This window comes from Pseudomonas sp. Irchel 3H7 (genome assembly GCF_900187605.1).
Classification (GTDB): domain Bacteria; phylum Pseudomonadota; class Gammaproteobacteria; order Pseudomonadales; family Pseudomonadaceae; genus Aquipseudomonas.
The window spans coordinates 95843-118360 of record NZ_FYEA01000010.1 but is presented as its reverse complement, the minus strand read 5'-3'; the positions used below and the strand labels follow the sequence as shown (position 1 = coordinate 118360).

Here is a 22518-nt window from a genome sequence, read left to right as displayed (position 1 = left end):
CCTGTGGGAGCGAGCTTGCTCGCGAAGGCGGACTGTCAGGCGCCCACGTTGCTGAACAGCGGAATGCGCCCATTGAGCGAAGGCTTGTAGTGCCAGTTCAGGCGATTCAGATCGGTACCGTTTTCGAGTATTTCCCTCACCGTCGCCCCGGCAATGCTCATCGCCACCGCTTGCCCCGGACACTGATGCCGACCACTGCCAAAACTGAAACTGCGGCGGTTGGCGCGCTGTGGCACAAATTCCTCCGGTCGTTCGTTAAGCGCCGGATCACGATTGGCCGAGGCCAGCAGCACCAGAATCACATCGCCTGCTTCGACCCGCACACCGGCAATCTCACAGGACGCGGCGACAAAGCGCCGGGTGTTCTGTACGGGCGGGTCGAAGCGCTGCACTTCGCTGAGTAGCGCCTCAATGGATTCGCCGTGCAGTGCTGGCTGACGACGTAGCGCCAACAACGTGTTGCCGATCAGGCCGGCGCAGGCTTCGAACGTCTGCGAACAGAGGCCGATCAGGTTGGCGATCAGGGTGTCTTCATCGCCGCTAAAGCGCTGCTGGATCGCGCCGAGGAAGTCGCTGGCGGGTTCGGCGAGCAGTTCGATGAAGTAGCCGCGCAGGTGTTCGGCCGCCGCATCTGCTGCGGCCAATTGCAGGTCGTTGCTCAACGGCGACAGGCAGGCGACGAAGTCCGCCGTCAATTCACTGATCGCCCGCGCTTGCGCAGGGCTGAAACCCAGTAGCGCCGCGACCACGCACACCGGGCCTCGAAACATTGCCTTGTACACACCGTCGGCGTCCGCTGTGATCAGCCGCGTGGCAACCAGTCTGTCGACGGCCTCAAGGTCGAGCGCGGCCAACTCAGGCTCAATCGCAGAACGCGGGCAGCGCTGGCGCTCACCGTCATTCATGCGCATCAATTGGCCGAAGACCTTGCCAGCCATGCCTTTTGCAATCGCTTTGGGTACGGGTTCTTGCGCCGGACGCACCCGACAATCGGCGTAGGCCAACACCGCAGACACCGCGCGGGCGCTGCTGGCGACCCACAGTTTCAACTCCGGATGAAACGTCAGCCCACCTGCTGCGCGCAGTTCGGCGTAGTAGGGATAAGGATCGACATGCGTTGCGGCGCTGATCGGGTTCATGGTTTGCATCCTTGTCGGCGGTGAAAGTGTTGCTACTATCTCCATTGCGCGACGACGATGATTCGTCCGGGAGCGAACTATGCACGCAGAACATCAAGACATCGGCGTTTCCCAAGTGGCCGCCGCCATCGCCGAGCCGGCGCGGACAAAAATCCTCTGTTCGCTGATGGACGGCCACGCCCGCACCAGCACTGAATTGGCGACGATCGCCGAAGTCAGCGCTTCTACCGCCAGTGTGCACTTGGCGAAACTCAAGGACCTGGCCCTGCTGCGCCTGCATGTGCAGGGCCGCCATCGTTATTACAGCCTTGCCGATCAGCGCGTGGCGCAGGCGCTGGAAGCGTTGATGGTGATTGGCCAGAACGCCGCGCCGACGTTCAAGCCTCACACCCCGGATCGCCTGCAATTCGCGCGCACCTGCTATGACCATATGGCCGGGACGCTGGCGGTGATGCTGCATGACCGCTTGATCGCAGCCGGTTGGCTGGTGGCAACCGACGAGCAGGCCTATCGCTTGAGTGACAGTGGCGAGGCGTTGTTTCTTGGTTTGGGAATAGACGTGCAGGATTTGACGACGCTGCGCCGCAAATTTGCCTGCCCGTGCCTGGACTGGAGCATGCGCCGGCCGCATCTCGGTGGCTCGCTAGGCGCGGCGTTGTTGCAGACTGCGTTGAAGCGCAACTGGGTGACCCAGGATCTGGACAGTCGGGCGTTGGCGTTGACGGCGCTGGGGCGCAAGGAGATCAGCGCGCGGTTTGGTGTTGAGTTGCCGATTGAAAACCACAAGATCAAAGGATCGCAGCCTTCGGCAGCTCCTACATGGATTGGGTAGGGCTGAGATTTATTGGGTGTACGCGACTCCTGTAGGAGCTGCCGAAGGCTGCGATCTTTTGATTTTGCGTTTCTGACCGACGAGGGGCGCATCTGCCACCTTGTATCACCGCAGACGACCCTATACTGTATATGCAAACAGTATAGAGCCCGCCCCATGCAAATCATCGACAAGCTGAGCATCCTCGCCGACGCCGCCAAGTACGACGCCTCTTGCGCGAGCAGCGGCGCGCCCAAGCGCAGCTCCGAGGGCAAGAGCGGGCTGGGTTCGACCGATGGCATGGGCATCTGTCACAGCTACACGCCGGACGGGCGCTGCGTGTCGTTGTTGAAGATTCTGCTGACCAATTTCTGCCTTTACGATTGCCAGTACTGCGTCAATCGCCGCTCCAGTGATGTCCCGCGCGCACGCTTCACTCCCGAAGAAGTCGTCGCGCTGACCATGGATTTCTACCGGCGCAACTGCGTCAGCGGGCTGTTTCTCAGCTCCGGCATCATTCGTTCGGCGGATTACACCATGGAGCAACTGGTGCGGGTGGCGAAGCTGCTGCGCGAAGAGCATGAGTTTCGCGGGTACATCCATCTCAAGACCATTCCCGAAGCCGATCCTGCATTGATTGAGGAGGCGGGGCGCTACGCCGATCGCCTGAGCGTCAACATCGAGCTGCCGACCGATGCCAGCCTGCAAGTGCTGGCGCCGGAGAAGGACATCAAGTCGATCAAGCAGGCGATGAACACCATCTACACCGGCGTGCAGACCGTGTTGAACGAACCGCGCTCGGCGAAATTCGCTCCAGCCGGGCAGAGCACGCAATTGATTGTCGGCGCCGACGACACTGATGACAGCACCATCCTCCACAGCGCCCAGGCCTTGTACGGCAACTTCCGTCTGCGCCGGGTCTACTATTCGGCCTTCAGCCCGATCCCCGACAGCCCGAAAAGCGTGCCGCTGGCCGCGCCGCCGCTGATGCGCGAGCACCGTTTGTATCAGGCCGATTTTCTCCTGCGCAGTTACGGCTACAGCGCTGATGAATTGCTCAAGGGGCCGGGCAATCTGGCGTTGGACATCGACCCGAAACTGGCTTGGGCGTTGCAGAATCGCGAGGTGTTCCCGCTGGATCTGAACCGTGCCGAAGCCTCCTTGATCGCGCGTATTCCCGGTATCGGCTTGCGCACCACCGAACGTCTGGTCGAGCTGCGCCGACAGCGGCGCATTCGTTACGAAGACGTCGCGCGTATGCGCTGTGTGCTGGCCAAGGCCAAGCCGTTCATCATCACCAGCGACTACCACCCGCAGCAGGCCGAAGTCACCAGCCATTTGCTCTATCAGCAATTACGCGACCGGCCGATGCCGCAGCAGATGGGGCTGTGGGGATGATCAATCTCGATTGCGACGATTTGTTCGACACGTGGCGCCAGCAGGCGCGCTGGCTGCTGAGCCATGAAGTCGATCCGAGTCTGGTGAGCTGGGCTTCGCAAGGCGTGGCTGATCTGTTTGCCAGTGATGAGCCGGTGCCTGAAGGGCAGGGGCCGTTTATGGCGAGAATCCCACGTGCGCTGATCGACACCTTGGAACAAGCCTCATGCTATCGCGGCGATCAACGCTGGAGCCTGTTGTATGAAGTGTTGTGGCGCGTCAGCCACGGCGACCGCACGGCGATGATGGCCGGTGACAAACTCGGCAGTGAGTTGCAGCGACGGATCAAACAAGTGAATCGAGAAGCCCATCATCTGCATGCGTTTGTGCGTTTCATCGAACGCCCGTCATCCAGCGCAGGTCCGCAATACGTGGCGTGGCATGAGCCGGCCCACGACATACTGCACAGCGCCAGTGAGCATTTCATCGGGAGGATGGGCCGGCATCGCTGGTTGATCGCCACGCCGCGCGATGGGGTTTATTACGATGGCGAGCAACTGATCCATCAGCGTCAATGCCCGCTGGAATGGCAGCAGTTGGCGCAGAATGTCGACGATCCTCATGGTGATCTGTGGCTGACTTATTACAGCCACATCTTCAATCCGGCGCGGTTGAACGAGAAGGTCATGCAGGGGCATTTGCCGGCGCGGTTCTGGAAGAATTTGCCGGAGGGGGAGTTGATTCCAGGGTTGATTACGCAGGCGCGGATGGGCAAGCAGCAGAATGGGCAGGCGAGTGGGATTGCCAGTCGCGCAGGTAAACGGATTGCCTTGAAGAGCTAAGAGCTTACCCTCACCCCAGCCCTCCCGAAACGTCGGACCGCCCGTAGGGAGAGGGGGCCGACCGAGGTGTTCTCGCGTACTACATCGACCTGAACGATCAAGTCGAACTCAGGTTTTGAAAAGCACAAAAATCGCCTCCCTTTCCCCCTCGCCCCCCTGGGGGCGGTCCGACGTTTCGGGAGGGCTGGGGTGAGGGGGAAAGAATCTCAAGCACGCCACAAATACTGCGCCAAGCGCCATAAAAAAGCCCCCCACCAATCACTCGGTGGAGGGCTTTTCTACATAAGCAGCCGTCAGATCAAACCTTGACGATCCAGCCCGCTGGCGCTTCGATGTCGCCGGTCTGCACGCCAGTCAGCTCTTTGTAGAGCTTCTGGGTCACAGGGCCCACTTCGGTCTCGCTATGGAACACATGCAGATGGTCGTTGTAGCTGATACCACCGATCGGCGTGATTACCGCAGCAGTACCGCAAGCGCCGGCTTCCTTGAAGTCCGACAGCTTGTCGATCAGCACGTCGCCTTCAACCACTTCCAGGCCCAGACGGGTCTTGGCCAGTTCGATCAACGACAGGCGGGTGATGCCTGGCAGCACCGACGGCGAGTTCGGGGTGATGAACTTGTTGTCGTGGGTGATCCCGAAGAAGTTGGCCGAGCCGACTTCTTCGATCTTGGTGTGGGTCATCGGATCGAGGTAGATCGCGTCGGCGAAGTTGGCTTTCTTCGCTTTCGAGCCCGGCATCAGACTGGCGGCGTAGTTGCCGCCGACCTTGGCTGCGCCGGTGCCTTGCGGGGCAGCACGGTCGTAGCTGGAGATCTGGAAGTTGTGCGGGGTCAGGCCGCCCTTGAAGTAAGCACCGACCGGAATGCAGAAAATCGAGAAGATGAACTCGGGTGCGGTGCGCACACCGATGTTGTCACCGACGCCGATCACGAACGGACGCAGGTACAGCGCGCCGCCAGTGCCGTACGGCGGGATAAAGCGCTCGTTGGCGCGAACCACGGCTTTGCACGCTTCGATGAACTGCTCGGTGTCGACCGTCGGCATCAGCAGACGCGCGCAGCTGCGTTGCATGCGCAGGGCGTTCTGGTCCGGGCGGAACAGGTTGATCGAGCCGTCCTTGCAACGATAGGCCTTCATGCCTTCGAAGCACTGCTGGCCATAGTGAAGGGCCGTCGAGCCTTCGCTGATGTGCAGCACGTTATCTTCGGTCAGGGTGCCTTTGTCCCACTCGCCATCGCGAAAGTACGACAGATAGCGCTTGTCGGTCTTGATGTAGTCAAAACCCAGCTTGTCCCAATTGATGCTTTCGTTACCCATGACACCCTCTATCACTGAACAACCGTCGAAACGGTTCAAGGCTTCTGACGTTTTTTGGATGGGCACAACAATACTTCATTCTTGAGCGGTTTCGCAGCCGGAATTCGCTCCACTGATCGTTCCCACGCTTGATCGTTCCTACGCTCTGCGTGGGAATGCTTCATCGGACGCTCCGCGTTCGACTTTTGGGACGCAGAGCGTCCCCGGCTGCATTCCCACGCAGAGCGTGGGAACGATCACCGCAGCTACAGGTGCAACGCATGCCCGAGGGCACGCAACGCCGCTTCCTGCACTGCTTCACCCAAGGTCGGATGCGCATGAATGGTGCCGCCAATGTCTTCCAGCCGCGCGCCCATTTCCAGGCTTTGCGCAAACGCTGTCGACAACTCCGACACGCCAACGCCCACAGCCTGCCAGCCAACAATCACATGATTATCCCGACGAGCGACCACGCGCACGAAGCCGCTTTTCGACTCCAGCGTCATCGCCCGACCATTGGCGGCGAACGGGAAGCTGGAAACAATGCAGTCCAGACCCGCAGCTTTAGCCTCGTCCGGGGTCTTGCCGACCACCACCAGTTCCGGGTCGGTGAAGCACACGGCAGCGATGGCGGTCGGGTTGAATTCACGGGTCTTGCCGCTGATCAACTCGGCAACCATTTCGCCTTGGGCCATGGCGCGGTGGGCCAGCATCGGCTCGCCGCTCAGATCGCCGATGGCGTAAACGTTGCGCATACTGGTCTGGCAGCGGCTGTCGATCTTGATCGCCGAACCGTTCATATCCAGATTCAGCGCTTCGAGGTTCCAGCCCTGGGTATTCGGTTTGCGGCCGACGGCGACCAGCACCTGATCGGTTTCCAGGTTGAGGGTTTCGCCCTCAGGGTCGCGCACCTGCAAGGTGCCATCGAAACCCAGCACGCTGTGTTTCAAATACAACTTAACGCCCAGTTGCTTCAACGCGTCATGCACCGGTTGCGTCAGCTCCGCATCATAGGCCGGCAAGATACGATCCTGCGCCTCGACCACACTGACCTCGGCGCCAAGCTTGCGATAAGCAATGCCCAGTTCCAGACCGATGTAACCACCGCCAACTACGACGAGGCGTTTCGGCACGGATGTCGGCGCCAGCGCTTCGGTGGAGGAGATGATCGGCCCGCCAATCGGCAGGATCGGCAGATTGACGCTGGTCGAACCGGTGGCCAGCACCAAGTGCTCGCACTGGATGCGCGTGTCGCCGACATCCACGGTTTTACCGTCGATGACTTTGGCCCAGCCATTGATGACCTGAACCTTGTTCTTTTTCAGCAAGGCAGCGACGCCGGTGGTCAGGCGATCAACAATGCCGTCCTTCCACTCGACGCTTTTAGTGATGTCGAGGCTCGGCGCGGCAACGCTGATGCCCAGCGCCGAATGCTGGCTGTGGTGCTGGGTCTGGTGAAACTGCTCAGCCACATGAATCAGCGCTTTCGACGGGATGCAGCCGATGTTCAGGCAGGTGCCGCCCAGCGATTGGCCTTCGACCAGAATCGTTGGAATGCCCAGTTGCCCGGCGCGGATCGCCGTCACATAACCGCCAGGGCCGCCGCCGATGATCAGCAGCGTAGTGTTCAGAGATTGCATGCGCGCCTTACTCCACAAACAAAGTGGCAGGTTGTTCGATCAAGCCACGAATGGCCTGGATGAAGAGTGCCGCGTCCATGCCGTCGACCACGCGGTGATCGAAGGAACTGGAGAGGTTCATCATCTTGCGGATCACTACCTGGCCTTTGACGACCATCGGCCGTTCGACGATTTTGTTGACGCCGACGATCGCCACTTCCGGCAGGTTCAGCACTGGCGTGCTGACGATGCCGCCCAGCGCACCGAGGCTGGTCAGGGTGATGGTCGAACCAGACAACTCGTCGCGGCTGGCCTTGCCATTGCGGGCGGCGTTGGCCAAACGCGAGATTTCCGCGGCGCTGTCCCACAGGCTGCGCGCCTCGGCGTGACGCACCACCGGCACCATCAGGCCAACATCGCTTTGCGTGGCGACGCCGACATGCACCGCACCGAGGCGGGTGATGACCTGGGCTTCGTCATCGTAACGTGCGTTCATCTGCGGGAAGTCGCGCAGGGCCACAACCAGAGCGCGGACGAGGAACGGCAGCAAGGTCAACTTGCCACGGCTGGCGCCGTGTTTTTCATTGAGATGCGCGCGCAGTTCTTCAATCGCGGTGACGTCGATTTCTTCGACGTAGCTGAAATGCGCGGCACGCTGGGTAGCGTCCTGCATGCGCTGGGCGATCTTGCGGCGCATGCCGATGACTTGAATCTGTTCTTCGTCGTTACGTTGGGCGTAAGCGGCGGCGACTGGCGCTGAAACGTTGGACTGACCTTGTGCCAGATAGGCTTCAAGGTCTTCGTGCAGCACGCGACCGGCCGGGCCAGTGCCGCGTACCAGGCGCAATTGAATCCCCAGATCCAGCGCGTGTTTGCGCACGGCTGGCGAAGCGAGCGGGCGTTCGTCCGCTTCGCGAGCAACCATCGGGCCTTGGCAAACAGCAGCCGGACGCGGGGCGGCTGGAGCAGGTTTACTTTCAACAACTGCTTCAACTTTCGGCGCCGCAGGTGCTTCTTTGACCGGCGCGGGTGCGGCGGACTCTTTCAAGTTACCGGCACCTTCGACCTCAATGCTGATCAGCACACTGCCAACCGCCATCACCTCACCCGGCTGACCGCCGAGCGCAATCACTTTCCCGTGCACTGGCGACGGAATATCGACCATCGCCTTATCAGTCATCACGTCCGCCAGCACCTGATCTTCAACCACCAGATCGCCAACCTTGACGTGCCATTGCGACAGTTCTACTTCTGCGATGCCTTCGCCGATGTCCGGCATCTTGATAACGTGCGTGCCCATTCAGACCTCCATGACCCGTTTCAACGCCGCGCCCACTCGGGACGGCCCTGGGAAATACGCCCACTCCTGCGCGTGCGGGTAGGGGGTGTCCCAACCGGTGACGCGTTCGATCGGCGCTTCCAGGTGATGGAAGCAATGCTCTTGCACCAGCGACACCAGTTCGGCGCCGAAACCGCAGGTGCGGGTGGCTTCGTGAACCACCACGCAGCGGCCGGTTTTTTTCACCGATTTGACGATGGTTTCCAGGTCCAGCGGCCACAGGCTGCGCAGGTCGATGACTTCTGCATCCACGCCGCTTTCTTCGGCAGCGACTTGCGACACGTAAACGGTGGTGCCGTAAGTCAGCACGGTGACGTCCTTGCCCGGACGGGTAATCGCAGCAACGTCCAGCGGCACGGTGTAGTAGCCGTCCGGAACCTGGGCTTGCGGGTGTTTCGACCACGGCGTTACCGGGCGGTCGTGGTGGCCATCGAACGGGCCGTTGTACAGGCGTTTCGGCTCGAGGAAGATCACCGGGTCATCGTTTTCGATGGAGGCGATCAGCAGGCCTTTGGCGTCATACGGATTGGACGGCATCACCGTGCGCAAGCCGCACACCTGGGTGAACATCGCCTCGATGCTCTGGCTGTGGGTCTGACCGCCGTAGATGCCGCCGCCGCAAGGCATGCGCAGGGTCATCGGCGCGGTGAACTCGCCGGCCGAGCGATAGCGCAGGCGCGCCGCTTCGGAAATGATCTGGTCGGAGGCGGGGTAGACGTAGTCGGCGAACTGGATCTCGGCGACCGGACGCAGACCGTACGCGCCCATGCCGACGGCCACGCCGACGATGCCACTTTCCGAGATCGGTGCGTCGAATACGCGGGAGGTGCCGTACTTGGTCTGCAGGCCCTCGGTGCAACGGAACACGCCGCCGAAGTAACCGACGTCCTGACCGAACACCACGACATTGTCGTCACGCTCAAGCATCACATCCATGGCCGAGCGCAGGGCCTGGATCATGGTCATGGTGGTCGTGGTCATAGCGGTTTCCAACTGAATATTGTTGTTGTGATCGTTCATGTCAGATCCCCAACTGCTGACGCTGGCGCTTCAAGTGCTCCGGCATCTCTTTGTAGACGTCTTCGAACATGGTCGCGGCGCTTGGAATCTGGCCGCCGGCGAGGGTGCCGTACTGTTCGGCCTGTTTCTGCGCGGCAATCACTTCGGCTTCGAGCTCGGCGCTGACGGCAGCGTGCTCTTCGTCAGACCAGTGACCGACCTTGATCAAGTGTTGCTTGAGGCGGGCGATCGGGTCGCCGAGCGGGAAGTGGCTCCAGTCATCGGCCGGGCGGTATTTCGACGGATCGTCGGAGGTCGAGTGCGGACCAGCGCGGTAGGTGACCCATTCGATCATGGTCGGGCCGAGGTTGCGGCGGGCGCGTTCAGCGGCCCAGGCAGAGGCGGCATAAACTGCGTAGAAGTCGTTGCCATCCACGCGCAGCGAAGCGATGCCGCAACCGACGCCGCGTCCGGCGAAGGTGGTGGCTTCACCACCGGCGATGGCCTGGAAGGTCGAAATCGCCCATTGGTTATTCACGACGTTGAGGATCACCGGCGCACGATAAACGTGAGCGAAGGTGAGGGCGGTATGGAAGTCCGATTCGGCGGTGGCGCCGTCGCCGATCCATGCCGAGGCGATTTTCGTGTCGCCCTTGATCGCTGAGGCCATGCCCCAGCCGACGGCCTGAATGAACTGGGTCGCGAGGTTGCCGGAGATGGTGAAGAAACCGGCTTCCTTGACCGAGTACATGATCGGCAACTGGCGGCCTTTGAGCGGATCGCGCTCGTTGGACAGCAGTTGGCAGATCAGGTCGACCAAAGGCACTTCGCGGGCCATCAGAATGCTTTGCTGGCGATAGGTCGGAAAGCACATGTCGTCGATGTTCAAGGCCAGGGCCTGAGCGCTGCCGATGGCTTCTTCGCCAAGGCTTTGCATGTAAAACGACATTTTTTTCTGACGCTGGGCGACCACCATGCGGTTGTCGTAGATGCGCGTCTTGAGCATGGCGCGCATGCCTTTACGCAGAATCTCGACCGGCACGTTTTCGGCCCATGGGCCGAGGGCGTTGCCCTGATCGTCGAGCACGCGAATCAGCCCACGCGCCAGGTCGGCGGTGTCGGCAGGTTCGACGTCGATGGAAGGTTTGCGCACCGTACCGGCATCGGTCAGATGCAGGTAGGAAAAATCGGTTTTGCAGCCTGGACGGCCCGAGGGTTCAGGGACGTGCAGACGCAGCGGTTCATACGCTTGGGTCATGGCTTCTACGCTCGATCTTGTGAATTTCTTGTAGTGAGCTGGCAGTCATTCTTCGGTAGAAGAAATCTTGTCCTACAACAATCATAGGCCCGGGCAAGAAGAATATTTATCTCTGTTTCGTTGCGCTGGAGACGATTTGCAGATAGAAATTCTGCATAAACATAAAAAACAGGTGGTTTTGTCTCATGCGCAAACTGGACCGTACCGACATCGGCATTCTCAACAGCCTTCAGGAGAATGCGCGCATCACCAACGCCGACCTCGCACGCTCGGTGAATCTGTCGCCGACGCCGTGCTTCAATCGGGTCAAGGCGATGGAAGAATTAGGCCTGATTCGCGAGCAGGTCACGCTGCTGGATGCCGACCTGCTGGGGCTGCATGTGAACGTGTTCATTCACGTCAGCCTGGAGAAGCAGGTCGAGGAAGCGCTGCAGCATTTCGAAGAGGCGATCTCCGATCGCCCGGAAGTGATGGAGTGCTACCTCATGGCCGGAGACCCGGATTACCTCATCCGGGTCCTGGTGCCGACGATTCAGTCGCTGGAACGCTTCATGATGGACTTCCTCACCAAGGTTCCCGGTGTGGCGAATATCCGATCGAGCTTTGCGCTCAAACAGGTGCGCTACAAGACTGCATTGCCCTTGCCAGCGAACGGCCTGACGCTAGGTAACTGAAGTCAGATGTAGTCATATCGGTAATCGAGTTCCGCGGTATAGAGGGTTTGTTGGACGGTAAAGGTTTGCTCCCAGGGCGCCAGTTCATTGGCCGGATGAAATACCAGCACGGTTTCGTTGGTGGCCGAGCCAGCCTCATTGGTAAAGCCTGGGGTTCCAGCATGCTGATGTTTCCAGCGCTCCCACAGCAAGTCGAGGTAGCAGTGGTGCAGGAAGAATATCGGATCGTTGGGTGAGGAGGCTTGTGCCATGCTGCCGCCAATCCAGGCATGTACCGGATTGTGCAAAAGGCTTTCCGAAATGTTTTCCCAGCCGCTTTCATTCATCCAGTAAGGCGTTCTGTTCAGGGCCGAAATAACATCCAGCGGGGTGGGCAGTGCGCCGCTTGCCCCCAGATTTCGACGAATGCCGGTGTTGCCAACGCCCTCGTCCCAGACCCTGACATCGAATTGCGAGTGCTCCCTGGAAAACGCGCCGCTGGTGACACGCTGATCTTGCAGGTTGTCACCGTTTGACCCCATGAAGTCCGAGGTGAAGGGGTTGTCCGCTCCGGTCAGTTGCCAGTTCCAGTAGGGCAGGGTGATGGTCGTGTCACTGGCGGCGGACTGCAGGGCCAGTTCGAACTGGCGAATCAGAACTCGATGCCACGGATAGAACAGCGGACTCAGATGCGGATTGGGTACCAGCGGATTGCCCCGGCCCATCGAATTCTTGTGGATCTGCACAAAGTCATCGTAGCGGCTCTGCTGTCCGGGGCGCAGGACGCTGTCGACGTTGTTTTTCAGCCTCAGGATGGCATCGATGAATGCGGATTTCTGTTGCGCGGTCATGTCACGGTGATTACGACGAATATCCATATTGCGAAAACTCCATTGAATGTTTGCCCAATGGAGTCTGCTCGCTTACAGGATTTTCACCAGTTCATCACTGTCGCCAGTGTTCGTAGGAAAAATAATCCTGCAATGGGGCGGGTGGTTTTTTCCTATAGGGAATTGAGCGGAATCTTCAGGTAAACCACACCGTTTTCCTCCGCCGGTGGCAAATTCCCCGCTCTCACATTGACCTGAATCGCTGGCAGCAGCAGCGTCGGCATGCCCAGCCCGGCGTCACGTTTTGTGCGCATCTCGACGAACGCTGCCTCATCGATCCCGTCATGCACATGAATATTGCCTTTGCGCTGCTCACCGACGGTGGTCTGGCATTGTGAGGCGCGTCCCTCGGGCGGGTAATCGTGGCAAACGTAGAGTTTCACACTGGCGGGGAAGGCCAGCAGTTTGTGAATCGAATTGAACAGCTGATGAGCGTTGCCACCGGGAAAGTCGCAGCGCGCGGTACCGACATCGGGCATGAACAGCGTGTCACCGACCAGGATCTGTTCACCGTCGATGAGGTAAGCCATGTCAGCCGGTGTATGCCCCGGCACATGCAGGGCAGTGGCTTTGAGATTGCCGATCCGGAATGATTCGTTCGGCGCAAACAGGTGATCGAACTGCGAGCCGTCAACGCAGAACTCAGGCTCCAGATTGAACAGCGCCTTGAACACGTTCTGCACTTTGCTGATCGATTCGCCAATGGCGATTTTCCCGCCCAGCTCTCGGCGCAGATACGGCGCGGCGGACAGGTGATCGGCGTGGGCGTGGGTTTCCAGCAGCCACTGCACTTGCAGGTTGTGGGCGCGAACGAAGGCGATGATTTTGTCGGCCTGGGCGGTGCAGGTGCGCCCGGCGGCGCCGTCGTAATCGAGTACCGGATCGACGATTGCACATTGCCCGCCGTCGGCTTCATAGACCACATAGCTGTAAGTCGAGGAGGCGGGGTCGAGGAAAGCTTCAATCTGCGCGGGCATGGACACCAACCTGAACGAGGAAAATGGGTTGCAACACTTTATCTAAAAACATAATGTTCGCAGCTTAAGTGACCTTGAAGGCATCGTGCAAATGCAATCCAGTCTGACCGAATGTGAAGTCGCCCAACTGCGCGCTTCGGCCTCCAAGGCCTGCGCCTTGCTCAAGGCCATGGCCAATGAGGATCGCCTGCTGATCCTCTGTCAACTGACCCAGGGCGAACGCAATGTCGGCGAACTGGAAAAGATGACCGGTGTGCGCCAGCCGACGCTGTCGCAGCAACTGGGCATCCTGCGCGATGAAGGGCTGGTCGCGACCCGTCGTGAGGGCAAATACATTTTCTACGGCCTCGCCAGTCCGGAAGTCATTCAGGTCATGAAAACTCTCTCCGGACTGTATTGCGGGGCAGTGCTGAAAAGTCTCGGCCATCAATAAATGCCAGCCAACACACAACCCCTACAATGGATTTGTGTGAAGGCTGAGAAATCCTTGCGTGCAGCAAAAGGAACAAGCAATGAACGATCAACACTGGGGCCCATCCATCAGTGCGGACATCGTGGTCATCGGCGGCGGTACGGCCGGTATCGGTTTCGTCGCCAGTCTGCTCAAACGTGATCCGGCTCTGAAAGTTACCGTGATCGAACCCAGCGCCCAGCATTACTATCAACCGGCGTGGACGCTGGTCGGCGGTGGTGCCTACGACGTCAAAGACACCGCACGGCCGATGAACAAGGTCATGCCAAAGCAAGCGAACTGGCTGCAAGCGGCAGTCACCGCGATCGACCCGGACAAACGCCAACTCACCCTCAATGATCAACGTACCGTCAGCTATCAGAACCTGATTGTCTGCCCCGGCCTGCGTCTGGCCTGGGAGAAAATCGAAGGTTTGCAGGAAAGCCTCGGCCAGCACGGCGTCACCTCCAATTACAGCTATCAGCATGCGCAGTACACCTGGGATCAGGTGCAGAAACTGCGCGGCGGCAAAGCGCTGTTCACCCAACCGGCGATGCCGATCAAATGCGCCGGCGCGCCGCAAAAGGCGCTGTACCTGTCCTGCGATCACTGGCGTAAAAACGGTGCGCTGAACAATATCAATGTCGAATTCAACCTGGCCGGCGCCGCGCTGTTCGGTGTGGCGACGTTTGTTCCGCCGTTGATGAAGTACATCGAAAAGTACAACGCGCAGTTGGCGTTCAATTCGAATCTGGTCAAGGTCGACGGCCCGGCGAAAACCGCGTGGTTCGAGATCAAGGATGCCGATGGCAATGTCATCCGCGAGGCGAAAACCTTCGATCTGCTGCACGTCGTGCCGCCGCAGGTTTCGCCGGATTTCATCGCGCAAAGTCCTTTGGCTGACGCGGCTGGCTGGTGTGAGGTCAACCCTCACAGCCTGCAGCACCCGCGTTACTCCGAAGTGTTTGCACTCGGTGATATCTGCGGCACGAGCAACGCAAAAACCGCCGCAGCGGTGCGCAAGCAAGTGGTGGTGGTCGCGGAAAACCTGCTGGCCCTGCGCAAGCAACAACCGCTACCGCTGAAGTACGACGGCTATGGTTCCTGCCCGCTGACGGTGGAGAAGGGCAAGGTGATCCTCGCCGAGTTCGGTTATGCCGGTAAGTTGCTGCCGACCTTCCCGATAGACCCGACAGTGGCGCGGCGTTCGGCGTGGTTTCTCAAGGCGTCGCTGCTGCCGTGGTTCTACTGGAACGGCATGCTCAAGGGCCGCGAGTGGCTGACTGGTCTGTCCAAGGTTGACTGAGAAAACCCTATGTTGCTGGCAAGTCTGTTTGGCGTGGTGATGGGGTTGGTCCTTGGCTTGACCGGGGCCGGCGGCGGGATTCTTGCGGTGCCGGCACTGGTGCTCGGGCTTGGCTGGACGATGACGCAAGCGGCGCCGGTGGCGCTGTTTGCGGTCGGCAGTGCGGCGGCGGTCGGTGCCATCGACGGCCTGCGTCATGGCCTGGTGCGCTATCGCGCGGCGTTGTTGATTGCGGCGTTGGGTGCGGTGTTCTCGCCGTTGGGAATCTACTTCGCGCATCAGTTGCCGGAGAAAATCCTGATGATTCTGTTCAGTCTGCTGATGGTCATGGTGGCCTGGCGCATGCTGCGCCGCGAGCGTCAGCAGGAGGGGCCGAGCGATCACGGTCACGCCAGCTGGGGTCAGAAAAATTGCATGCTCAATGAACAAACCGGGCGCTTTGACTGGACCGCCAAATGCACCGCAACGTTGGCTGCGTTAGGCGCAATTACCGGCGTGGTGTCCGGATTGCTCGGTGTCGGTGGCGGGTTTCTGATTGTGCCGGCGTTCAAGCAACTGACCGACGTGCAGATGCGCGGGATTGTTGCGACGTCGTTGATGGTGATCAGTCTGATTTCGGCGATTGGCGTGATCGGCTCGTTCCACGCCGGTGTGCTGATTGACGGGCAGGGCGCGGCGTTCATCGTCGCCAGCATTGTCGGCATGATCATCGGCCGTAAGCTCTGTGCACGGGTGCCGGCGCGGGCGTTGCAGGTGGGATTTGCCAGTGTCTGTCTGGTGGTGGCGGGGTATATGTTGTTGCGGGCTTGAGTATTGGAAGATCAAAAGATCGTCCGATCGCGGCCCGAGCCTTCGGCAGCTCCTACAGGGATTGCGTTTCCCTGTAGGAACTGTCGAGTGAAACGAGGCTGCGATCTTTCAGGTTGTTACAACACCAAGTGCGGCAACCACAGCGAAAGTGCCGGCACGTAAGTCACCAGCATCAACACCAGGAACAGCACGGCATAGAACGGCAGCAGCGCCTTCACGGTGCTCTCGATACTGACCTTGCCCACCGCCGAACCGACAAACAGCACCGCACCCACCGGCGGCGTTATCAATCCGATCCCAAGGTTGACCAGCATGATCATGCCGAACTGCACCGGATCGACGCCGATGCCGAGAATCACCGGCATCAGGATTGGCGTCAGGATCAGGATCAGCGGCGCCATGTCCATCACCGTGCCGAGCAACAGCAGCATGACGTTGATGCACATCAGGATCACGTAGCGGTTGTCCGACAGGGTCAGGAACAGCGTGGTGATCTTCGCCGGGATCTGCATCAGGGTCATGATGTAGCCGAAGCTTGCGGCGAAACCGATCAGGATCATCACGATCGAAATCGTCCGTACTGTGCGGTGCATCAGTTTCGGCAGTTCGCGCCACTTGTAGTCGCGGTAGATGAACATGGTGACGAAGAACGACCACAGCACGGCGATGGCCGCCGATTCGGTAGCGGTGAAGATGCCCGAGAGGATGCCGCCGAGGATGATCACCATCGCCATCAGGCCCCAGAGGGCTTCGCCGACGATTTTCAACGCCTGGCGCATCGGGATCACTTCACCCTTGGGATAGTCGCGTTTTCTCGCGAAAATCAGGCACAGCACCATCAGGCAGGCGCTCATCAGCAAGCCCGGCACGATGCCCGCCATGAACAGCGAGGCAATCGAAACCGTGCCACCGGCGGCCAGGGAGTAGAGCACCGAGTTATGGCTTGGCGGGGTCAGCAGCGCTTGCACCGAACCGCTGACAGTCACGGCGGTGGAGAAATCCCGTGGATAGCCCTTGCGTTCCATTTCCGGAATCAGCACCGAACCCACCGACGCGGTGTCGGCCACCGACGAACCGGAGATCGCGCCGAAAAAGGTCGAGGCGACAATGTTGACCAGTGACAGACCGCCGCGGACAAAACCCACCAGCACCCCGGCACACGCCACCAATCGACGCGACATGCCGCCCTCGGCCATGATCGCCCCGGCCAGGACGAAGAACGGAATGGCCAGCAGCGAGAATTTGTTCACCCCCGAAGCGACCTGGATCATTACCGCCTGGAACGGAATGTCGATCCACCATGCACCGATCAGGGCGGCCGCGCCGAGCGCGTAGGCGACCGGCATGCCGATCAGGATCAATACGATAAAACTGCCCAGCAGAATCAGAGCGTCCATTAAGCGGCACCTTCACTTTCTTCAACCAGATCGAACTGCACGACCCGCCGTTTGCTCTGGTCACCGAGCAAGAGTTTTTCCAGCACGAAAACCAGCGTCAGCAAGCCGCCCACAGGAATTGGCAGATAGGTCACGCCAACGCGCAGATCGGGCAGGGCTGCCATGAACTGGTTCCAGGTGGACATGCACAGCTTGGCGCCCCAGATCGTCATGAAGATGCAGATCGCCGCCATCAGCAGCTGGGAAAAAATCGCCGCTGCAGATCTCAGTTGTGGAGGCATGCGATCGGTGAGCATGGCCACGGCCATGTGCGCGCCGGCGCGGTAACTGGCGGCGGCACCGATGAAGGTAAACACCATCATCAACAGGATCGCCGTGGGCTCGGGCCAGCTCGAACCGGTGCCCAGCACGTAGCGGGCGAACACGCCCCAGGGAATCATCAGGGAAATCGCCAGGACGGAAAGGCCGGCGACCCAGATGCACGTCATGTAGATCTTGTCGTTGATACGCAGCAGTAGATTCTTCATCGGGTTCCACCGTAACCGGGTGCGCCGCAGTCATCGGGCGCACCGGGCCTTGTTCATGAGGACGGAGCGGGAGGCGTTACTGAACGGCTTCGATTTTCTTGATCAGGTCGGCATACTTCGCGCCGTACTTTTCCCGCACCGGTGCGGTGGCGTCGTAGAAGGGTTTTTTGTCGACCTCGATGAATTCGACGCCGGCGGCCTTGAGTTTTTCTTCACTGGCAGCGGACTTCTTGTCCCACAGCACGCGCTCTTCGGCCTGGGCAGCCTTGGCGGCAGTCTTGACCAGCGCCTGTTGATCCGGGGTCAGTTTTTCCCAGGTGATTTTCGACATCACGATCGGCTCTGGCAGGATCAGGTGGCCCGTGAGGCTGTAGTACTTCGCATTCTGGAAGTGGTTGTGTTCGAGCAGGGTTGGCGGGTTGTTTTCCGCGCCGTCGATCACGCCGGTCTGCAGGGCACTGAAGATCTCGCCGGTATCCATGGCGATGCCGTTACCGCCCATGGCGTTCATCATGTCGATGAACATCGGGTTGCCTTGCACGCGGATTTTCATGCCCTTGAGGTCTTCGAGCTTGCGCACCGGTTTCTTGGTGTAGACGTTGCGCGTGCCGCCGTCCATCCAGGCCAGGGCCACCAGGCCGAATTCGGAGTTGGTGATCTTGTCGAGAATCTCGTCGCCCACTGCGCCGTCGATGACGTTACGCATGTGTTGATGGTCGCGGAAGATGAACGGCATGTTGAACACGTTCACGTCCGGGACCACGGGGCCGACGATACCCAGGCTGACGCGAGACAGCTGTACGGCGCCGACTTGCATCTGCTCGATGACTTCCTTTTCGGAGCCCAGCACACCGCCGGGGAAGTATTGGAAGGTCAGCTCGCCGTTGGTCTCCTTGGTCAGGGTCTTACCCATGTTTTCTTCGGCCACCACGGTTGGATAACCGGCGGGGTGAATGTCAGCGAATTTGAGTTGCAGGGCCTGAGCGGCGCCAGTGAAGGTAACCATCAGCGGGAGTGCAGCGGCCAGCAAGGTGCGTTTGAAGTTCATGGGGGTGAGTCTCCAGTCTTGTTATTTTTGTGTTCAAGGCGCAGCGGTGCAGTACAAGCGGGTATTACAGGGAATCGTTGAACAGCGGCTCCGGCAGGCCTTTGACGTTGGGGTTGAGGGCGAAAACGCCGCCGGCCAGGGATTGCGGATCGTGGTCCTCGCCGGGACGAATCGAGGTGACGAAAAGGGTGTCCATGCGGCTGCCGCCGAAGGCACACATCGTCGGTTTCTTCACCGGCACTTCCAGCGAGAAATCAAGACGACCGTCCGGGGCAAAGCGGTGGATGAGGCCGGCATCGTTGGCGCAGATCCAGTAGAAACCTTCGGCGTCCACGGCGGCTCCATCGGGACGGCCGGGAAAGTGGTTCATGTCGACGAAGACGCGGCGGTTCGACGGTGTGCCGGTCTCGGTGTCGTAATCGAACGCCCAGATCAGTTGTACGTCGGGATGCGAATCTGACAGGTACATGGTCTTGCCGTCAGGGCTGAAACCGAGGCCGTTGGGCACGATGAAACCGTCGAGCTGCGCTTCGATGACGCCAGACTGCCCGGCACCGTAGCGGTAGAGCCGGCCTTCGGGCGCGTTCAGGCCCATGTTCAGCACCATGCTGCCGGCCCAGAAGCGGCCCTGACGGTCGCAACGACCATCGTTCAGGCGCATGTCGTCACGGTTGTGCTCGACACTCGCGAGCAGCTCGCTGTCGAGGCTGCCGTCGCTGTGCGGATGCAGATGGAAGAAGCCGCTTTCCATGCCGGCGACCCAGCCGCCACGGCTGTGGCGGGCGATGCAGGCGAGCATCTGCGGGGTTTTCCAGGCATGCACATGGCCGGTCTCGGCGCTCCAGCGTTGCAGCCCGCCGTTGGCAATATCCACCCAGTACAGTGCGTTTTCCTCTGCTACCCAGACCGGGCTTTCGCCCACGGCGTTGCGCGCATCGACGATCAAATCGGCTTGCATACTCATTCCCTTGCGTCGTTGTCAGAGTGATCAGTCGCCGAACGGACCTGCGGCGACAAACGCGCCGCCCTGATAGATCCGCGCCGGATCATCGGCGGCCGGCATTGGCTGCGCTTCGACCTTTTCGCGGAACACCTCGGAGCTGTCCTTCGCGGCAAAACCGAGGTGGCTGGCGAATTTGTTGTCCCACCAGACGTCCTTGTTGTCGGACATGCCATAGACCACGGTGTGACCGACGTTTGGCGTGTATAGCGCGCGTTCGAGCAATTGCGTGAGGTCGTCGAAGCTCAGCCAGGTGTGCATCATTCGACGGTTTTGCGGCTCGGGGAACGAGGAGCCGATGCGGATGCTCACGGTCTCGATGCCGTAGCGATCGAAATAGAAACTGGCCATGTCTTCGCCGTAGGACTTGGACAAACCGTAGTAGCCGTCGGGGCGGCGCGCGGAACTGGCGTCGAGTGGTTCATCCTGTTTGTAGAAGCCGATGACGTGGTTGGAACTGGCGAAGATCACCCGCTTGACGCCATGCCGGCGCGCGGCTTCGTAGATGTGAAACACACCGCAGATGTTGGCGCCGAGGATTTCTTCGAAGGGCCGCTCGACGGAGACACCGCCAAAATGCAGGATCGCATCGACGCCTTCGACCAGTTGGTGCACGGCGTGTTTGTCGGCCAGATCGCAGACCACGATTTCTTCACGATCATCAATGGCCGGGGTGAGGGCGGCGATGTCCGACAGGCGCAGGACATTGGCATAAGGGCGCATCCGTTCGCGCAGGACTTTGCCCAGGCCACCGGCGGCGCCGGTCAGCAGCAGACGGTTGAACGGGGCGCGGGGAGTAGAGGTAGACGTCATGGCAATCCCTTACACGTTGTTATTAGGTTTGTTGTAGGTTGTCGTATGACTGCGCTGAAGTATCGGTAGGGTTTCCGGAACTTGTCAACGCGACTTTTGGTGTAAATGACGGAAGGGGGTCATTCACTTTTCAATCACCGCGACTCCTTCGTTGCAATGCAATCTCCTTGTGGGAGCGAGCCTGCTCGCGAAAGCGGTGTGTCAATTAACATCAATGGTGAATCTGCCGCCGCCATCGCTGGCAAGCCAGCTCCCACAGGTATCAGCGTTGTTTTCAATTACCGCATTCACCACAAAATCCTGTGGGAGCTGGCTTGCCAGCGATGAGGCCGGTCCAGGCAACTCTTGTATCGACTGACACGCCGCCTTCGCGAGCGGGCTCGCTCCCACAGGGAAGCTCGGTGTGGCGACTGGCTTTACAACAACGAAATCGGATAACTGATAAAGATCCGGTTCTCGTCAAACTCGTTGGTGCTGAAGTCCCGGCGAATCGTCGCGTTGCGCCATTTCACGTTGAGATTCTTCAGCGGGCCGCTTTGCACGGTGTAGGCCAGTTCCGACTCGCGGCCCCATTCCTTGCCGTCAGTGATTGTCCCGGTGTGCACGTTATCGCCGCTGATGTAACGGTTCATCAGGGTCAGACCGGGAACGCCAAGGGCGACGAAGTTGTAGTCATGGCGCAGCTGCCAGGAGCGCTCTTTGGCGTTGTCGTAGCTGGCGTTGTAACTGTCGTTGGCGAGGGTGCCGCCGCTGGTGCCGTTGACTCGCATCCACGCGTCGTCGCCACTGAGCTTTTGCAGACCGACATAGAAGGTGTTGCCGCCGTAGCGGGCCGAAAGCAGGGCGAACGCGGTTTTGTTGTCGAGGTCGCCGGCCTGAGCGCTGCCGTCTTCCTTGCCGGTGAAGAAACCGAGGTTGGCGCCCAGCGTCCAGTCGCCCAACGGCTGGCTGTGGCTGAGGTTGAAATACTGCTGCTGGTAGATGTCCGTGAGTTCGGCGTACCAGACACCAACCTGCGTGCGCTTATCGTTGAAGCTGTACTCGCCGCCGCCGAAGTTGAAGCGATCGGAAGTGAACGCGCCACGGCCGTTCATCGACATGTCTTCCATGCTCGCGTCGTTGCGCGGGCTGTTGCCACGGAACTGGCCACCGTAGACAGTCAGGCCATTGATCTCGGTGGAGGTGATCTGGCCGCCGCGAAAGGTCTGCGGCAGCGAGCGGCCATCGTCGGAGCGCAGGATCGGCAGCACCGGCATCCACTCGCCGACCTTCAATTCGGTCTTCGATACCTTGGCTTTCAGCGCTACCCCGAGGCGGCCGAAGTTGTCGGCCGGGCGTCCGTCATCGTGGATCGGCAACAGTTGCGTGCCGCCCGTGCCTTTGCCGCCATCGAGCTTCTGCGAATACATTCCCAGCACATCGAGGCCGAACCCCACAGTGCCCTGGGTGAAGCCGGATTTGGCATCGAGGATGAAGTTTTGCGTCCACTCCTCAGCCTTGCCTTGCGGGTAGGCCGGGTTGACGAAGTTGCGGTTGAAGTAGGCGTTGCGCAGGTTCAGCGTGGCTTTGCTGTCTTCGAGAAAGCCTTCGGCATCGGCGCTCATCGGTAAGGCCAAGGCAAGGCTGCTGCAGCCGATCAGGCCGAGGGTGGAACGCGGGCGAAGCGTGGCAAAGCGGGAAGGGCGGACGGAACTGCAGACGAGTGTGCTCACTGTGACGCTCCCTGTTTCGTTTGTTGTTTTTATTATTTGTCATACGTCGTCGTACAACATGGGTGCGGATATTTCCTAGGTTTTACGGGAATGTCAACAGCAAGTTATACGATGACTTGCCGTCGCGACGCAGATCACTTTGTAGGAGCTGCGGCACGCTGCGATCTTTTGATCTGGCTTTTTAAATAAAAACAGGATCAAAAGATCGCAGCCTCGTTTCACTCGACAGCTCCTACAAGTATCTGTGTTGTCC

The 22518-nt window shown here is 59.9% G+C and carries 21 protein-coding genes; 7 read left to right on the top strand and 14 right to left on the bottom strand.

Annotation, left to right across the window (positions count from 1 at the left end; genetic code table 11):
• Positions 1-35: 35 nt before the first annotated feature.
• Complete coding sequence (locus CKW38_RS19690; RefSeq protein WP_095113622.1) at positions 36-1139, bottom strand: cytochrome P450; 1104 nt, start codon at positions 1137-1139, stop codon at positions 36-38.
• A 79-nt stretch (positions 1140-1218) separates the two neighbouring features.
• Between CKW38_RS19690 and CKW38_RS19685 the strand changes: the two genes are divergently transcribed.
• The 3 genes from CKW38_RS19685 (at position 1219) to CKW38_RS19675 (ending at position 4169) form a co-directional block, all read left to right on the top strand.
• A complete protein-coding gene (locus tag CKW38_RS19685; RefSeq protein ID WP_095113621.1) occupies positions 1219-1971 on the top strand; it encodes a helix-turn-helix transcriptional regulator in 753 nt (250 codons plus the stop codon).
• A 156-nt stretch (positions 1972-2127) separates the two neighbouring features.
• Entirely contained in the window at positions 2128-3348 is a 1221-nt protein-coding gene (locus tag CKW38_RS19680; RefSeq protein WP_007915071.1) for a putative DNA modification/repair radical SAM protein, read from the top strand.
• Positions 3345-4169: a TIGR03915 family putative DNA repair protein gene (locus tag CKW38_RS19675; protein ID WP_095113620.1), complete on the top strand. Its 825-nt coding sequence runs from the start codon at positions 3345-3347 to the stop codon at positions 4167-4169. The genes CKW38_RS19680 and CKW38_RS19675 overlap by 4 nt, the downstream gene beginning before the upstream one ends.
• Before the next feature lie 298 nt (positions 4170-4467).
• On the opposite strand, the gene CKW38_RS19670 is transcribed toward CKW38_RS19675, so the two are convergent.
• From CKW38_RS19670 to CKW38_RS19650, 5 genes are all read right to left on the bottom strand, one after another.
• The gene (locus CKW38_RS19670; RefSeq protein ID WP_007915073.1) at positions 4468-5487 is read right to left on the bottom strand and encodes a branched-chain amino acid aminotransferase; all 1020 of its coding nucleotides are present in this window, start codon (positions 5485-5487) and stop codon (positions 4468-4470) included.
• 245 nt (positions 5488-5732) lie between these two features.
• Positions 5733-7106, bottom strand: a complete 1374-nt coding sequence (gene lpdA / locus CKW38_RS19665) for a dihydrolipoyl dehydrogenase (protein WP_095113619.1) — start codon at positions 7104-7106, stop codon at positions 5733-5735.
• A 7-nt stretch (positions 7107-7113) separates the two neighbouring features.
• Positions 7114-8385 (bottom strand): dihydrolipoamide acetyltransferase family protein, encoded by a 1272-nt coding sequence (locus CKW38_RS19660; protein WP_007915075.1) that lies wholly within the window; start codon positions 8383-8385, stop codon positions 7114-7116.
• Positions 8386-9444 carry an alpha-ketoacid dehydrogenase subunit beta gene (locus CKW38_RS19655; RefSeq protein WP_003224000.1) on the bottom strand — a complete coding sequence of 353 codons (1059 nt, stop codon included), beginning with the start codon at positions 9442-9444 and terminating at the stop codon, positions 8386-8388.
• Between the two features lies 1 nt (position 9445).
• Positions 9446-10681: a 3-methyl-2-oxobutanoate dehydrogenase (2-methylpropanoyl-transferring) subunit alpha gene (locus CKW38_RS19650; RefSeq protein WP_007915086.1), complete on the bottom strand. Its 1236-nt coding sequence runs from the start codon at positions 10679-10681 to the stop codon at positions 9446-9448.
• A 185-nt stretch (positions 10682-10866) separates the two neighbouring features.
• Between CKW38_RS19650 and bkdR the strand changes: the two genes are divergently transcribed.
• A complete protein-coding gene (bkdR, locus tag CKW38_RS19645) occupies positions 10867-11355 on the top strand; it encodes a Bkd operon transcriptional regulator BkdR (RefSeq protein ID WP_007915088.1) in 489 nt (162 codons plus the stop codon).
• A gap of 2 nt (positions 11356-11357) precedes the next feature.
• On the opposite strand, the gene CKW38_RS19640 is transcribed toward bkdR, so the two are convergent.
• Together CKW38_RS19640 and CKW38_RS19635 are read right to left on the bottom strand one after the other, a co-directional pair.
• The gene (locus tag CKW38_RS19640) at positions 11358-12212 is read right to left on the bottom strand and encodes a tyrosinase family protein (protein ID WP_007915089.1); all 855 of its coding nucleotides are present in this window, start codon (positions 12210-12212) and stop codon (positions 11358-11360) included.
• A 125-nt stretch (positions 12213-12337) separates the two neighbouring features.
• Complete coding sequence (locus CKW38_RS19635) at positions 12338-13201, bottom strand: MBL fold metallo-hydrolase (RefSeq protein ID WP_095113618.1); 864 nt, start codon at positions 13199-13201, stop codon at positions 12338-12340.
• A 91-nt stretch (positions 13202-13292) separates the two neighbouring features.
• Between CKW38_RS19635 and CKW38_RS19630 the strand changes: the two genes are divergently transcribed.
• From CKW38_RS19630 to CKW38_RS19620, 3 genes are all read left to right on the top strand, one after another.
• The gene (locus tag CKW38_RS19630; protein WP_007915092.1) at positions 13293-13634 is read left to right on the top strand and encodes a helix-turn-helix transcriptional regulator; all 342 of its coding nucleotides are present in this window, start codon (positions 13293-13295) and stop codon (positions 13632-13634) included.
• Positions 13635-13713: 79 nt separating this feature from the next.
• On the top strand, positions 13714-14958 hold the full coding sequence (locus CKW38_RS19625; protein ID WP_095113617.1) for an FAD/NAD(P)-binding oxidoreductase: 1245 nt from the start codon (positions 13714-13716) through the stop codon (positions 14956-14958).
• 9 nt (positions 14959-14967) lie between these two features.
• Positions 14968-15768, top strand: a complete 801-nt coding sequence (locus CKW38_RS19620) for a sulfite exporter TauE/SafE family protein (RefSeq protein ID WP_095113616.1) — start codon at positions 14968-14970, stop codon at positions 15766-15768.
• A gap of 116 nt (positions 15769-15884) precedes the next feature.
• On the opposite strand, the gene CKW38_RS19615 is transcribed toward CKW38_RS19620, so the two are convergent.
• The 6 genes from CKW38_RS19615 to CKW38_RS19590 all read right to left on the bottom strand — a co-directional run bounded on the left by CKW38_RS19615 (position 15885) and on the right by CKW38_RS19590 (position 22265).
• Positions 15885-17165: a TRAP transporter large permease gene (locus CKW38_RS19615; RefSeq protein WP_095113615.1), complete on the bottom strand. Its 1281-nt coding sequence runs from the start codon at positions 17163-17165 to the stop codon at positions 15885-15887.
• Positions 17165-17692 (bottom strand): TRAP transporter small permease, encoded by a 528-nt coding sequence (locus CKW38_RS19610; RefSeq protein ID WP_007915101.1) that lies wholly within the window; start codon positions 17690-17692, stop codon positions 17165-17167. Before CKW38_RS19610 ends, CKW38_RS19615 begins: the two co-directional genes overlap by 1 nt.
• A 76-nt stretch (positions 17693-17768) precedes the next feature.
• Positions 17769-18740 (bottom strand): TRAP transporter substrate-binding protein, encoded by a 972-nt coding sequence (locus tag CKW38_RS19605; protein ID WP_007915104.1) that lies wholly within the window; start codon positions 18738-18740, stop codon positions 17769-17771.
• 64 nt (positions 18741-18804) lie between these two features.
• On the bottom strand, positions 18805-19698 hold the full coding sequence (locus CKW38_RS19600) for an SMP-30/gluconolactonase/LRE family protein (protein WP_095113614.1): 894 nt from the start codon (positions 19696-19698) through the stop codon (positions 18805-18807).
• Between the two features lie 30 nt (positions 19699-19728).
• Positions 19729-20553 (bottom strand): NAD(P)-dependent oxidoreductase, encoded by an 825-nt coding sequence (locus CKW38_RS19595; RefSeq protein ID WP_095113613.1) that lies wholly within the window; start codon positions 20551-20553, stop codon positions 19729-19731.
• 416 nt (positions 20554-20969) lie between these two features.
• Positions 20970-22265, bottom strand: coding sequence for an OprD family porin (locus CKW38_RS19590; RefSeq protein WP_007915112.1), 1296 nt, complete (start codon positions 22263-22265; stop codon positions 20970-20972).
• Between the last annotated feature and the right edge of the window lie 253 nt (positions 22266-22518).